The 14276-nt window shown below is 66.0% G+C and carries 15 protein-coding genes; 5 read left to right on the forward strand and 10 right to left on the reverse strand.

The window, feature by feature from the left end; all coding sequences use genetic code 11:
• Window positions 1–51: 51 nt before the first annotated feature.
• Both NWF24_RS27270 and dkgB read left to right on the forward strand, forming a co-directional pair.
• Entirely contained in the window at window positions 52–1254 is a 1203-nt protein-coding gene (locus NWF24_RS27270; protein ID WP_258351264.1) for an MFS transporter, read from the forward strand.
• 44 nt (window positions 1255–1298) lie between these two features.
• Window positions 1299–2117: a 2,5-didehydrogluconate reductase DkgB gene (gene dkgB / locus NWF24_RS27275; RefSeq protein WP_258351265.1), complete on the forward strand. Its 819-nt coding sequence runs from the start codon at window positions 1299–1301 to the stop codon at window positions 2115–2117.
• A 22-nt stretch (window positions 2118–2139) separates the two neighbouring features.
• On the opposite strand, the gene NWF24_RS27280 is transcribed toward dkgB, so the two are convergent.
• From NWF24_RS27280 to NWF24_RS27320, 9 genes are all read right to left on the reverse strand, one after another.
• A complete protein-coding gene (locus NWF24_RS27280) occupies window positions 2140–2679 on the reverse strand; it encodes a hypothetical protein (protein ID WP_093173108.1) in 540 nt (179 codons plus the stop codon).
• Window positions 2680–2733: 54 nt separating this feature from the next.
• A complete protein-coding gene (locus tag NWF24_RS27285; protein ID WP_258351266.1) occupies window positions 2734–3741 on the reverse strand; it encodes a patatin-like phospholipase family protein in 1008 nt (335 codons plus the stop codon).
• Window positions 3742–3929: 188 nt separating this feature from the next.
• On the reverse strand, window positions 3930–4184 hold the full coding sequence (locus tag NWF24_RS27290) for a hypothetical protein (protein WP_258351267.1): 255 nt from the start codon (window positions 4182–4184) through the stop codon (window positions 3930–3932).
• Between the two features lie 141 nt (window positions 4185–4325).
• A complete protein-coding gene (locus NWF24_RS27295) occupies window positions 4326–4610 on the reverse strand; it encodes a hypothetical protein (protein ID WP_258351268.1) in 285 nt (94 codons plus the stop codon).
• Between the two features lie 227 nt (window positions 4611–4837).
• Window positions 4838–5332, reverse strand: coding sequence for a nucleoside deaminase (locus tag NWF24_RS27300; protein WP_258351269.1), 495 nt, complete (start codon window positions 5330–5332; stop codon window positions 4838–4840).
• A 5-nt stretch (window positions 5333–5337) separates the two neighbouring features.
• Entirely contained in the window at window positions 5338–6615 is a 1278-nt protein-coding gene (locus tag NWF24_RS27305) for a cyanate transporter (protein ID WP_258351270.1), read from the reverse strand.
• Window positions 6612–7823 carry an amidohydrolase family protein gene (locus tag NWF24_RS27310; protein WP_258351271.1) on the reverse strand — a complete coding sequence of 404 codons (1212 nt, stop codon included), beginning with the start codon at window positions 7821–7823 and terminating at the stop codon, window positions 6612–6614. The genes NWF24_RS27305 and NWF24_RS27310 overlap by 4 nt, the downstream gene beginning before the upstream one ends.
• A gap of 25 nt (window positions 7824–7848) precedes the next feature.
• Entirely contained in the window at window positions 7849–9324 is a 1476-nt protein-coding gene (locus tag NWF24_RS27315; protein ID WP_258351272.1) for a sodium:solute symporter family protein, read from the reverse strand.
• A complete protein-coding gene (locus NWF24_RS27320; RefSeq protein WP_258351273.1) occupies window positions 9321–9533 on the reverse strand; it encodes a DUF3311 domain-containing protein in 213 nt (70 codons plus the stop codon). Before NWF24_RS27320 ends, NWF24_RS27315 begins: the two co-directional genes overlap by 4 nt.
• A gap of 167 nt (window positions 9534–9700) precedes the next feature.
• On the opposite strand from NWF24_RS27320, the gene NWF24_RS27325 reads away from it, so the two are divergent.
• Both NWF24_RS27325 and NWF24_RS27330 read left to right on the forward strand, forming a co-directional pair.
• A complete protein-coding gene (locus NWF24_RS27325) occupies window positions 9701–10465 on the forward strand; it encodes a GntR family transcriptional regulator (protein ID WP_258351274.1) in 765 nt (254 codons plus the stop codon).
• A 63-nt stretch (window positions 10466–10528) separates the two neighbouring features.
• The gene (locus NWF24_RS27330) at window positions 10529–11440 is read left to right on the forward strand and encodes a DMT family transporter (protein WP_258351275.1); all 912 of its coding nucleotides are present in this window, start codon (window positions 10529–10531) and stop codon (window positions 11438–11440) included.
• A gap of 27 nt (window positions 11441–11467) precedes the next feature.
• On the opposite strand, the gene NWF24_RS27335 is transcribed toward NWF24_RS27330, so the two are convergent.
• Entirely contained in the window at window positions 11468–12469 is a 1002-nt protein-coding gene (locus NWF24_RS27335) for a Bug family tripartite tricarboxylate transporter substrate binding protein (RefSeq protein ID WP_258351276.1), read from the reverse strand.
• A gap of 141 nt (window positions 12470–12610) precedes the next feature.
• Between NWF24_RS27335 and NWF24_RS27340 the strand changes: the two genes are divergently transcribed.
• Complete coding sequence (locus NWF24_RS27340) at window positions 12611–14275, forward strand: MBL fold metallo-hydrolase (protein WP_258351277.1); 1665 nt, start codon at window positions 12611–12613, stop codon at window positions 14273–14275.
• Window position 14276 lies beyond the last annotated feature (1 nt).

The following is a 14276-nucleotide window of genomic DNA, read 5'->3' on the forward strand; positions in this document are numbered from 1 at the left end:
TCCGCAAAGGTAACCGCAAGACACTCCCTACATCCAAGAAGGAGTGCTCTCATGCCAATCGCCTTGCTCGCGCTGACCCTCAGCGCCTTCGCCATCGGGACGACCGAGTTCGTCATCGTTGGCCTCATTCCCACTGTGGCCGCCGACCTCGGCATCGGCCTTCCCTCGGCCGGCCTGCTGGTCAGCCTCTATGCGCTGGGCGTCGCCATTGGCGCGCCGGTGCTCACGGCCCTCACGGGCAAGCTGCCGCGCAAGGCGCTGCTGCTTGGGCTGATGGCGCTGTTCACGGTCGGCAATCTGCTGGCGTGGAAGGCGCCGAGCTATGAATCGCTGATTGCCGCCCGCGTGCTCACGGGGCTGGCGCACGGGGTGTTCTTCTCCATTGGCTCGACGATTGCCACCGGCCTGGTGCCGAAGGAAAAGGCGGCGAGCGCCATCGCGATCATGTTCACGGGCCTCACGGTGGCGCTGGTCACGGGCGTGCCGCTGGGCACGTTCATCGGGCAGCACTTCGGCTGGCGCGAGACTTTCCTGGCGGTGTCGGCGCTGGGCGTTATCGCCTTCATCGGCAGCTGGATCTTTGTGCCCAGCAACATCCGCCACACGCCGCCGGCCTCGCTGGCGCAGCAAGCCAAAGTGCTGGCCGAGCCGCGCCTGTTGCTGGTGTATGCGAAGACGGCCATCGGCTATGGCGGCTCGTTCATTCCGTTCACGTTTCTCGCGCCGATCCTCACCGACGTGTCTGGCTTCAGCGCCGGCGCGGTGGGTTGGGTGATGCTGGTGTACGGCATCTCGGTGGCGGTGGGCAACATCTGGGGCGGCAAGCTGGCCGACCGCATGGGCCCGATTCCGGCGCTGAAGATCATCTTCGCGCTGCTGGCCGCGGTGCTGCTGGTGTTCAACTTCGCGGCGCCGCACAAGTGGCTGGCTCTGCTGGCGGTGCTGCTGTGGGGCGCGGTGGCTTTCGGCAACGTGCCAGGGCTGCAGGTGTACGTGGTGAAGCAGGCCGAACGCTTCACGCCGCAGGCGGTCGACGTGGCCTCGGGCCTGAACATCGCGGCCTTCAACCTGGGCATTGCCGGCGCAGCATGGGTCGGTGGGCTGATCGTGACGCACCTCGGGCTGATGCACACGCCGTGGATTGGCGCACTCGTCGTGCTGGTGTCGCTGGCCCTCACGCAGTGGAGCGGCTCGCTTGATCGGCGTGCCGGCATTCCGGTTCGCGCTTCGGGGCCGGTGCCGGTCGGTCACTGAACTTCGCCTTCTTCTCTTTTCAACGCACAAGGACAACACACATCATGAACACGAACAACAACACCATTCCCGCCTTCGGCCTCGGCACCTTCCGCCTGAAGGGCCAGGTGGTCATCGACTCGGTGAAGAACGGCCTCGACGTGGGCTACCGCACCATCGACACAGCGCAGATCTACGGCAACGAAGCCGAGGTGGGCCAGGCCATTGCCGAAAGCGGTGTGGCCCGCAGCAGCCTCTTCATCACCACCAAGATCTGGACCGACAACTACGCCAAAGACAAGCTGGTGCCCAGCCTGAAAGACAGCCTCGCCAAGCTGCGCACAGACCATGTCGACCTCACGCTGATCCACTGGCCCTCGCCCGGCAACGCGGTGCCGGTGGCCGAGTTCATGGGCGCGTTGGCCGAGGCCAAGGCGCAGGGGCTCACGAAGCACATTGGCGTGTCGAACTTCAACATCGCGCTGATGAAGGAAGCCATTGCGGCCGTGGGCGCGGAGCAGATCGCCACCAACCAGATCGAGCTGCACCCCTACCTGCAGAACCGCAAGGTGGCTGAATTCGCGAAGAGCCAGGGCATTCACATCACTTCTTACATGACGCTGGCTTACGGCAAGGTGCTGGGCGACCCGGTTGTCGAGGCAATTGCCAAGGCGCACGGCGCGACCACGGCGCAGGTGGTGCTGGCGTGGGCGATGCAGCTGGGCTACGCGGTGATTCCGTCGTCCACCAAGCGCGCGAACCTTGAAGGCAATCTGCGCGCACAGCAGCTGAAGCTGACGGATGCGGAAATGGCGCAGATTGCGGCACTCGACCGCAATGAGCGCCTTACCGATCCGGCCGGTCTGTCGCCGGCCTGGGACTGATTGGCCGCCGGTTTCATACCTCCTACCAATACACAGGCTTGAACCCCCAGGCCTGTGCTTCGAACCCGGTGAAGCTGATGGGGTTGGCCACGGCACTCGCTCCGGAGGTGTTGCTGGTGAGCCCGATGACCACCGGCGCCTGCGCATTGCTCGCCCCGAATTTGCTCTGGATGTACCAGTAGCCTGGCACTTCGGTGGACAGCAGGCTCCAGAGCTGCGTGTCGGAGTCGCCCAGCGCCTTGGGCTGCATCACCACCGGCCCCGAGCCGGTGGTGGCATGGGGTTGCAGGGTCATGACGTACTCGGAGCCCATCAGCGTCTGCAGGTACCACCATCCCGGCGCCAGCGGCCCCGCGGGGACGAACAGCCACTGCTGGTTGACGGTCTCGGGCTGGTTGACGGTGAACCCGATGACCTGGGTGTCCTTTGCGGCGCTGTTCCCGTACACGTCCAGCACATAGTGGTTGCCGGGCAGGTATTGGATGTAGTACGGCCCGAGGTTCAGTTCGCCCGTGGAAGTGCCGGGTGCTTTTGCTGCCCCCTTTGTTGCGATAGTCGACATCGTCGTTTCTCCTTTCCAGGAATGCGTTTGCTTGCTGCTGTTTGTGGATGCCGCTCAGGGCAGCACGGGGCCGTGGTCGTGTTTGACCCAGTACTTCTCCACGAGGACTTCCGCATGCGCGATGTCGGCATGCTTGCCCTTGTCCTGCAGCAGGTCGATGGCCTGCTGGTAGGTCGTGTTCTCCGGAATGAAGAACGGCAGCGTCGGGTTGATGTTCGTGTAGCGGTCGCCCAGCAGCATCTTCGCGATCATCGGCATGAGCTCTGTCGATGTGCCGTTGAGGCACATGTCGAGCATCGGCGAAGGCCTCGCCTGGTTCATGAGGAACGGCGGCGTGTTGTTGAACGGATTTGCAACGCCGTTCATCCACTGGTCGGCGCCCCAGTTGTGGGTGTCGCTGGCAACCCAGTCGGGCATGTAGCCGGTGCCGAAGGTGATGGCCGTGATGTCCTCGAGCTTGTGCCCGGCCTTCACGGCTAGCGCAATCGCCGCGACTGTAGGGTCGTGATTGAAGAAGGCGCCGTCTACGTTGCCTTCATACGAGCCCAGCTGTCCGGGCATCGCGCCGCTCGAAGTGGCCGCCTTCGCGATGGTCACGTCGCCGAGTTCGGGGTTCATGTTCGTGTACATCAACGGCTTCCACGGTGTCGGCGTCTGCAAGGAGTCCTTCACCTCGAGCCCGCCGACGTTGAAGGACACGAACAGCACCTTCTGCCAATCGACATCAGAGACTTTCATTTCCTTGTGCAGTTCGAACTGCGAGTCGTAGACATCCGTGATCTTGTACGCGGGCTCCTTCGGGTTCGTGTTCATGTTGTCGTAGAACTCGATCTCGCCCCTGCCCTCGCGCGTGGTGAAGAAGGTGATGAGTTCCGGCGGCGTCGTTCCCGCGAGCAGCTCGCTCGTGATGATCGAGCCCGTCGAACACCCGGCGATGAGGTCGGTGTTTTCGAGGATGTTCGGGAACTTTGTGTACAGCTCGTTCAGGATCGTGACCGACATCAGCCCTCGTATGCCGCCGCCAACGAACGAGAGGATGGTGAATTTCGTGTTTTCCGCCATTGCCAACTCCTTTCAAGAGAAATGACTTCCATGAAATAAATTCCCGGCCGGGGAAGCGGAGTCTGGGCGCTGGTCGCGTTTGTCGCTACGAGTGAAATCCCGTTCAATCCATCAGCGTAATTCCGAAGGCCGCGCAACGATTCGGAACGCACCACAGTGGGACAAAAGCTGCGCGAAGGTACTCGTCTTCATGCAGCTGAGTTGCGAAATTCGTCGAGCGCGTACCTAAGCTCGCGCTCCTCTTCAAGGGTCAGCGCAAGTGCCAGTTCGCGAAAGCTGGATTGGTAGCAGGGCAACATCAGCGCTGCGGTGAGTGCGTTGGCGTTATTGCTGCTGTTGTTTGCGATGTGCGCGTGGCACGCGGCGATGCTTCGATAGATATCGATCGCCTGTGCAACCAGTGCAGAGGGTTGCGTTGTCGCGGTGTTCCTGACGCTGCTCATGCCGACTCCTCATAGCGCGCTTCGTATCGCGCCGTGAGGCAACTCTATTCACGCTGGCTTGCGGTGGGGAGTAACAACATCGTCGTGAATTCCGCGCTAGCGGCGCTCAAGTAGCCAGCGCAGGTGAACTCTTGAAGAACGCTAGAGCCCGAAGATCGCGACCGAGGCCCAGAACGCTACCCAGACTGCACCAAAGCTCACCAGAACCATCACGACCACGAAGACCGCGAGATAGATCAGGCGCGTCACGATGCTGGGTGTGCTCGGAACGCAGCGCCAGTAGATCAGCGCCGCCCAGAGAAGCAGTGTGACCGCGACAACTGCCGCGACGGCCCCCGACAGCGGCATGATTCGATGCCGCTCCAATGCCGTCAGGCAGACATTCAGGACCGGGATAGACACGGCCCAGGCGAGCACGTTCAGCACGAGGCGCGCGGCGACTCTCACCGGATTGCCTCGACTTGAAGATGTGTCCGGACACCTGCGGCGATGCGCCCATAGAGGGTAACGGTGGGCTCCGAGTGCTGCGCCCGTGCGACGGAATTCGCGCCTGTAGTAGTCATAGATCCTCCCCTTTTGAAATCTCGAAACTGATTTTTTCGAGAAGCATACGGGGTGGATATTTCAGCCACTCAGGCAGCTGCGCGGGCGCTTCAGGAACCCCTACGCGCCGCAGCCCAGTCCGAAAGAATCTGCACAGCCTCACGGTCGAGCTTCTGCTCGGCAGGCAGGCTGCGCTGCGCAAGCGAGGCGCCGGCCTCGGCGCGAAGCACATCGACATCGATGGGGTGCCGCGCCGCCACCGTCACGCCCTTGAAGGCCTCGCCCGACTGCGCGAGCGACGCCGCGTAGTACAGCTTGGCGATGCCCGCGATGTGCATCGCCGCCACGCACATGGCGCAGGGTTCGCACGAGGTGTAGAGCTCGCAGCCCGACAGGTTCACGGTGCCGAGCTTGCGGCAGGCGTCGCGGATGGCTTCGACTTCGCCGTGCGAGGTGGGGTCGGAGTGGGCGACGGAATGGTTGAATCCTTCGCCGACGATCACGCCGTCTTTGACGACGACGGCGCCGAAGGGCTCGGTGCCGGGCTCCTGGAGCGCTTGTGCCGAGAGGGCCAGTGCGCGCTGCATGAATTGCTGTTGGTACATGGTGTTCAGGCCTTTCTGGCGCTGCTGTCCAGCGCCGTGAGCGTGTTCGTGGCGCGGTGCGCTTTCGGCGAGAAGAGCCCCGCCGTTGCCGCGGCATAGCGACGCGGACCGAAGCACAGCATGAGCGGCAGCAGCACCACCACGACTACGGCAAGGTAAGCCCATGCAAGCGTGAAGCCACCGGTGTGCTCGCGCACCCAGCCGGTGACGAAGGGCGCGAGCGCAGCGATCATGAAGCCCACGCCCTGCATGAAGCCCGCGAGCGCGCCGGCCTGTGCCGGGTCTGGGAGGTGGTCGAGCGCCAGCACCATGCACAGCGAGAACGCACCGCCAAGGCCGAAGCCCAGCACGACGGCGATGGCAACGGCTGGCACGGGCGCATCGAAGGTAAGCGCGCAAAAGCCTGCGAGCTGTGCAACCAGCGTGAGCACCAGCCAGGGCCGCAGGTCGCGCCCCCGACTGCGCGCGATGGCGGGCATGGCGAGCGCGGCGATCACCTGCGCGGCGGTCATCAGCGCGAGCACCGAGCCGCCCTGCTGCGCGGTCCAGCCCTGCTGGGCGTAGAAGTGCGGCAGCCATGCGACGAGGCTGGTGTAGCCGCCGTTGATGAGGCCGAAGCACGCGGCCAGCAGCCATGCGCGGCGGCTTGCGAAGCAGCGCAGCCACGAGAGGTGCTGGCGCGGCGCATCGGCGACAGTGAATTCCATACGCCGCATGTTGAGCCAGTACAGCAGCGCGAAGGTTGCGAGCAGCGCCCATATCGCGAGGCCCGCATGCCAGTCGGGCTGCGCGCCGCCGAATGCGTGCGCCACCCACGGGCTGGCCATGGCGCCGAGCCCGCCGCCGCCCATGATCGCGGCGGAGTACAGCCCCGTCATCACGCCGATGCGCGCCGGGTAAGCCTGCTTCACCACGCCGGGCATCAGCGCCTGCACGAGCCCGACACCCGCGCCCGCGAGCGCCGCACTCCACAGCAGAGCAGCCGCGCCGCCCGCCACATAGCGGCTGGCACATGCGAAAGCAATGGCCCCGAGCCCGAGCGCGACACCGCCGCGCGCGCCGATGCGCTGGCCCACCGCTGCGCCGCACAGCGACGTGGCTCCCATCGCGAACATCGGCAGCACCGTGAGCAGCGCCACCGCATGAAAGCCGATGCCGGTCGCAATGCGTATGGATTCGAGCAGCGGGCTGCTCGACGTGAGAAAGGCGCGCAGGTTGAGCGCCACCAGCACGATCACTACCGCGAAGGCGACGCCTCCGTCACGACTGCGGCCAGTCTTCACAAAGACGCCACGTCGGCCTGCAGCACGCCGTTGCGCGCCACGATGCGGCCGCCCGCCACCACCAGCTTGCGAACGGGCCGCGAGACCACGGCCTGCGCGACGGTCTGCGCATCGACCAGCACCAGGTCGGCGCGGTTGCCTGGCACGAGGCCGTAGGCTTCGAAGCCGCAGCCGCGCGCGCCGGAGTGCGTGACGGTGCCGAGCGCCACTTCGATCTCGTCGTCGCGACGCAGGTTGTAGCGCAGGCCGATGATCATGGCGCGCTCGAGCATGTCGGGGTTGCCGTAGGGCGACCAGGTGTCGCGGATGCCGTCGTTGCCGCCGAGCACGGTCACGCCGGCCTGCCGGCAGGCCATGAGCGGCGGCACGGTGCGCGAGGGCGGCGCGCTGGTAATGAGCACGACGCCGAGCCTGGCCATGCGCGCGAGCAGTGCGTCGCGCTCGCGTTCGCTCACGTCGCCCAAACAGAAGCCGTGGCTGATGGCCACTTTGCCCTGCATGCCCAGCGCCTCGGTGCGCTGCAGGATCAGGTCGAGCGAAAACGCGCCCATGGCGCCGGGCTCGTGCAGGTGGATGTCGATGGGGCGCTGGTGTTTGTGGGCAATGCCGAACAGCACGTCGAGCGACTTCACCGGGTCGCCGTCGATGGCACAGGGGTCGAGGCCGCCGAGCACGTCGGCGCCCAGCGCCAGCGACTGGTCGAGCAGCTCGGCCGTGCCGGGGCGCCCGAGCAGGCCCGACTGCGGGAAGGCGACGATCTGGATCTGCTGCACCTCGCGCAGCGCCTCGCGCGTGCGCAGGGTGCCTTCGAGGTGGCGCAGGCCGGCCTGCGTGTCGACATCGACGTGCGTGCGCAGCCGCGTGGTGCCGAGCGCGAGAAAGGCCTTGGCCAGCACCAGCGACTGCGTGGCCGCGTCGTGCCCGCTGGAGTGGCGGAAGACGCGCTCGTTCTCGATCTTGTCGGTGAGGTTGGTGCCGACCTCGTTGCGATACCAGTCCATGCCCCACATCGTCTTGTCGAGGTGGGTGTGGCCTTCGACGAGGCCTGGCAGCAGCAAGGCGCCGTTGCCGTCTTCGATGGTGGCGCCGGCCGGCGCGGCGAGCGCGGCGCCCAGCTCGGCGATCTCGGTGATGTGCCCGTCCTGCACCCGCACGTCGACCGGGGACGCGCCCATGGGGCGCACGTTGCGGATCAGGAGCGATGGCATGTTGAAAGTCCGTTCGTTGAAAGCATCAGGCAGGTTGCGCTGCAACGGTACGCGGCACGATGCGCGCCGTGAAGAGCGCCACGATCACGAACACCAGCGCATTCGTCGCCAGCGCCACGAGCCCGATGTTGAGCGACTTGAAGACGACCGGTGCAGCCGGGAACAGCGTACCCAGGTTCGAGCTCGTGGTCATCATGAAGGCCAGCACCGCGCCGCCCGCCAGGATGCCCGCAAAGGCCGCGTGCTTGTTGCCGAAGGGCTTCTTCATGAGGCTGAACAGCAGCGAGGGCAGCAGCTGCGTGAGCAGGCTCGACGCGAAGATGGCTACCGATACGATGGTGGTGCCGCCGCGCAGCACGAAGTACACCGCCACCAGCGCAAACACCGGCAGCACGCCGCGCGCCACGCGCGACACCTGCTTGTCGGTGGCGTTGTGCGCAAAGCCTTCCTTGTAGACGTTCTTGCCGATCACGGTGGAGGCCGTGAGCAGAATCATCGAGCCCGGCACCAGCGCAGTGAGCACGCCCGTGCCGCCGATCACGCCAACGAACCACGGATCGAACGTGTGCTTCACGAGGCCGAACAGGGCAAGGTCAACGTCCGAGCCCTTGAGCCCCGGCACCTGCAGGATGGCCGCGAAGCCGACTAGGAACAGGAAGGCGATGACCACCTGGTACAGCGGCATCAGGATGGTGTTGCGGCGCACCGCGCTCGCGCTCCTGGCGGCATACACCGAGGTGAGGTTGAACGGGTACAGGTAGTAGCCCAGCGCCGTCAGCAGGATGGTCGAGTTGTACCAGGTGAGGTTCAGGCCTTCTTTCGGGAACTCGAAGAAGCCCGGGTTGGCCGCGTGGATGGCGGTGAACATGGGCGTGACGCCGCCGTAGTAGTGCCACGGCAGGTAGATGCCGAGGAACACGGCGAGCGCGAGGATGAGCACGTCTTTCACGATGGCGATGCTGGCCGAACCGTGGATGCCCGAGAAGAGGATGTAGCTCACCATGACCACAGTGCCGATCCAGATGGCAACCTGCGGCGCGATGGAGCCGTACGAGGCCTCCGACACGATGATGCCGAGCCCTCGCAGCTGGATGGTCAGCAGCGCGACCATGCCCATGAGCGCCACGATGGACACCAGCACGCCGAGCGGGCGGCTGTCGTACTTGTGCGCGAAGAAGTCGGAGAACGACACCAGCTTGTGCGCGGTGGCGTAGCGCCAGATGGCAGGCAGCATCCAGAAGGCCATGAGGTAGGCCAGCCCGCCGTAGGCCAGGATGTAGAAGGCCGGCGAGCCCTTGCTGTACGACCAGCCGCTCGCGCCCAAAAAGGTGAAGGTGGAAAACGATTCGCCCGCCATCAGCAGGAACACCATGATCGCGCCCAGCCCGCGCCCGCCGAGCGCCCATTGCTCCAGGCTCATGGTGCGGCCGCGCCGCGCGAGCACCGCGAGGCCCAGCGCGCCGACGACGAACAGGGCGATCACGCCGAGTGCGGCGTTCATCGGGCGTCTCCCTTGGCATCGGCCGCGTCGAGGTCGCCTTCGGCGCGGTCGATGACCACCATGATCAGCGAGGTCAGCACCAGCCAGCTGACATTCCACACCATCAGAAAGGGCATGCCGAGCACGAAGGTGGGCGCGACGGAGGACAGCCATCCCCCGCTGAAGAAAGCGGCTACCGGCAGCGCGGCCAGCCATTTGGCGGATTTCATGGATTGCCTCGATTCCTGTTCTGGTTGAGATTCGAATTCAATTTTGGTCAACCATATACAATTATTTTGGTTAACCAAACGAGACGAATGGTACGGAGCGAGAGGGGCCGCGTCAATCCGGGGGATTTCCCGGAGGCGACACGGCGCGGGCAATAATCCCCACGCCTATGCCTTCCACCGCACGCAAAACCCCCACTTCCGCCGCCCCTGCAGAGCCCACCGACGCCGACGAAGCCAACGTGGACGAACGCGTCTACGCCGCCGTGTCGAAGGCACTGCTCAGCGGCAAGCTGCGCCCGGGCACACCGCTACGCGAACGCGCGCTGGCCGAGGCGCTGGGCTGCACGCGCGGCGCGGTGCGCAAGGTGCTGGCGCGGCTGGGGTCGGAAAAACGGCTGGTGCTGGAGCACAACCGCGGCGCCTTCGTGCCCAACCCGTCGATCGACGACATGCGCGGCATCTACCGCGCGCGCCGCATCGTCGAAGCCGGGCTGGTGACCACGCTGTTCGGCAACCTCGAACGCGAGCAGGTGGCCGCGCTGCGCAAGCACGTGCAGGCGGAGCAGAAGGCGTTCAAGGAAGGCAGGCGCGAAGACTCGATCCGGCTGGCGGGCGACTTCCACCTGCTGCTGGCGGAGATGGCGGGCAGCGACGAGCTGCTCTCGTACATTCGCCGGCTGATTTCGAACACCGAGCTCTACAAGGCGCTGTATGACTCCGCCGAAGCCGCAAGCTGCGCGCCGCGCGAGCATGAGCAGATCATCGAAGCGCTGACGACCGGCAAGTCGCTCGACAAGGCGCTGGCCGTGGCGCTGGAGCATCTCGACGAGCTGGAGCAGCGCGTCATCGCGGGTGCAGCGGCCGAGCAGGAAGTGGACCTGGCGACGCTGCTGAACGGCGGCGGCAACACCGCGCACGGGCACAGCCACTGAGGCATCCACGCTTCGCTCGCGGGCGAAGTGTCGGTTGGCAGGGCTCGCGATGATCGGGGCACCATGCACACGCTCTCCCCCACCAGCAAGCCCCACACCAACGTCGCCTTCGAATGGGCGCTGCTCGCGCTGCTTGCCACCTGCTGGGGCGCTTCGTACACCTTCATCAAGATCGGCGTCGCGACGATCCCGCCGGTCACGCTGATTGCGGCGCGCACGTTGATTGCCGGCTTGCTGCTGCTCGCGGTGCTGCACATGCGCGGCGTGAAGCTGCCGACGGAGCCGGCGATGTGGTGGCGCTTCGCGCTGCAGGCATGCCTGAACAGCGTGCTGCCCTTCACGCTCATTGCGTGGGCTGAACGCAGCGTCGATGCGGGCTTGGCGACCATCCTCAACTCGACCTCGCCGATCTTCATCTTCCTGCTGGGGCTGGGCCTCGGCGGCTCCGAGAGGCCCACGCTGCGCCGCCTGTTCGGCGTGGGCGCGGGGCTGGCGGGCATCTGCCTGATCGTCGGCTTCGAGGCGCTGAACGGGCTCGGGCATTCGCTGCTTGCGCAGCTCGGGCTGGTGGCCGCCGCCGTCTGCTACGGCTGCGCCGCGATGTTCGGCCGCGTGTTCAGGGGGCTGGACCCGATGGTGCCGGCCGCCGGTTCGCTGCTGAGCGGCACGGCGATGCTGCTGCCCGCAAGCCTTGTGATCGACCGGCCGTGGACGCTCGCGCCGTCAGCGGCTTCAATGATGGCGGTGCTGGCGCTCGCGGTGCTCTCTACTGCACTGGCCTTCACGATCTACTTCCGGCTCATCAAGACGCTGGGGCCGATGTCGACGGCCGCGCAGGCTTATCTGCGCGTGCCCATCGGCGTGATGATCGGCGTGGTGTTTCTTGGCGAGGCACCGGCGCCCACGGCGTGGGCCGGCCTTGCCTGCATCATGGCCGGCGTGATCGCGATGACGATGCCGGCGCGCCGGGCGTGAACTGAACCACGGCCCGTAGCTGGCAGCTCAGTCGATGCTGATGTTCGCAGCCTTCGCGACTTCGGCCCACTTCACGCGGTTGTCGTGCACGGTCTTCTTGAACTGTGCCGGCGATTCGATGCGCACGGTGTTGCCCTGGCTCTCGAAGCGCTCGCGGATCTCGGGCTGCTCGAGCACCGCCTTCACGGCGGCGTTGAGCTTGTCGACGATCTGCGGGTCGGTGCCCTTGGGCGCGAAAATGCCGAACCAGATCGAGCTGTCGAAGCCCTTGGTGCCCGGCAGGCCGCTCGATGCGATGGTGGGCACTTCTTTCACCGCCGGCACGGCCGCGGCGGTGGTCACGCCCAGCAGGCGCACCTTGCCGGCCTTGTAGTGCGGAAGGATGGTCTGCACCTGGTTCATGATGCAGCAGGTCTCGCCGCGCACCACCGAAGTGATGGCCTCGGGGCCGCCCTTGTAGGGCACGTGCACCATGTTCAGGCCCAGGCGCGAGTTGAATTCGGCAAAGGCCATGTGCGTGCCCGCGCCGTTGCCTGTAGACGCATAGTTGTACTTGCCGGGGTTGGCCTTGACCAGCTCGACGAATTCCTTCAAGGTCTTGACGTTGATCACGTCGGGATTGATGGTGAGCACGTTCGACACGTCGAGCACCGGCGCCACCGGAATGAAGTCGGCTTCCACATCGAAGGGCAGCTTCTTGTAGAGCGCGGCGTTGCTGCCGTGCGTGGCGGCTGTGCCGAAGGCAAGCGTGTAGCCGTCGGGCTTCGAGTGGGCCACGTAGTCGCTGGCGATGTTGCCTGCGGCGCCAGACTTGTAGTCGATGACGACGGGCCGCCCGAGCTGCTTTGCCAGCGGCTCCTGGATGACGCGGGCCACCACGTCGACGCCCGAGCCGGCCGGAAAGCCCATGATCAGCGTGACGGGTTGCTGCGGCCAGTCCTGTTGAGCGAAGGCCGCAGGCACAGCTAGCGAGGCCGCGGCCAGCAGCAATACGCGGCGGGCAAGACGAGTGAGTGGAGAATGGGCCATGACAGTCTTTCGGTCGTTCAGTCTTTTGTCTTCAATGCACGCAGTGCAAGCGCGGATTGTGGCGCGCCGCTGATGCCCGATTCCATATGAGCTTATGCGCGGCGACATGCATGTATCGCGCCTGCTCCCCATAATTGCCCCATGGTCCGTTCCTCCCAACAACTACACACCCCACGCGAGCCCGCGCCCCTGCGCGCGGCCGCCACGGTGCTGCTGCTGCGCGACAGCGCCGCCGGCATCGAAGTGCTGATGACCCGCCGCTCGGCCACTGCCAGTTTTGCGCCCGGCGCCTATGTTTTTCCCGGCGGCCACATCGACGACGCCGACGAAGCGGCCAAGCGCATCGCCACGCGCCGCCCCACACAAAGCCGCGTGCAGCGCACGCAGGCCATCGCGGCCATTCGCGAGGCTTTCGAAGAGCTGGGCATCCTGCTCGCACACCATGCCGACGGAAGCCCTGTCAGAGCCGAAGAAGTCGCGGCAATGGACCGCGGCGACACCGCCGGCACCGCCTTTGCCGACCAGTGCGCGGCACGCGGACTGGTGCTCGACTCAGACCGCGTGTTCACCTTCGCGCACTGGATGACCGACCGCGACCTGCCCAAGCGCTTCGACGTGCCCTTTCTGGTGGCGCGCATGCCCGAAGGCCAGACGCCCACTGCCGACGAGAGCGAGCAGTTCGAGCCCAGCTGGGTGCATCCGGCCGATGCACTCGCGCGCCATGAGGCCGGCACCTTCTTCATGATTTTCCCGACCGTGCGCACGCTGCAGCGCATGGCCGCGTACCCCACCGTCGATGCCCTGCTCGCGGCCTGTGCCAGCGAGGCCCCGCTGTGGACCAGCTGCCCGCGCGCCGGCCTGCTCAAGGGCGAGGACGCGCGCTACATGGAACACGAGTCGCCCTATGGCGAACTCGCTCTGGTGTGCCCCGATGGCCAGCTCCTGCACGCGCTCGACTGGCAGAGCGAGCACCCGGTGTCGCTGCTGAAGAACGTGATGCGCCTCACCGCGCCCAACCCGAGCGCGATGACTGGCCCGGGCACCAACAGCTACATCGTGGGCGACGCGGCGACGGGCTACATCGTGATCGACCCGGGCCCGAACGACTTCGACCACATCGGCCGGCTGTGGCGCGCTACGAAGGGCGACATCCGCATGATCGTCTGCACGCACTCGCATGCCGATCACTCGCCGGGTGCGGCGCCGCTGCAGGCGCTGTGCAAGAACGGCAAGCCGCCGATCCTGGGCCTGGCCTCGAAGCCGACCGCGCGTGCCACCGCGCGCTTCACGCCCGAGCGCGAACTGGCCGATGGCGAGCGCCTCGTGCTGTCGGATACCACGGCCGACGGCGAAGCCATTGCCCACACGCTGCGCGTGATCCACACGCCCGGCCATGCAGCCAACCACCTGTGCCTGGTGCTGGAAGAAGACGGCCTGCTGTTCTCCGGCGACCACATCCTCAACGGCAGCACCACGGTGGTCGATCCACCCGATGGCGACATGAACGCGTATCTCGATTCGCTCGACACGCTCGACGCAGCTTGCGAGGCCGGCGGCATCGAGTTCATCCTGCCCGCGCACGGCTACGCGATCGGCTTTGCACGCACCGCCATCGGCATGCTGAAGGCGCACCGCCTGAAGCGCGAAGCCAAGATCGCCGCCGCGATGCAGAAGCTGCCCGAAGGCACGCCCGAAGAATGGCTGCCGCTGGCCTACGACGACGTGCCCGAACGCATGTGGCCGGTGGCGGCCCGCTCGCTGGCCGCGCACGTGGCGCGCATCCGCCAACTGGCGGCGCCCCAATGAA

The organism is Variovorax paradoxus (genome assembly GCF_024734665.1).
Classification (GTDB): domain Bacteria; phylum Pseudomonadota; class Gammaproteobacteria; order Burkholderiales; family Burkholderiaceae_C; genus Variovorax.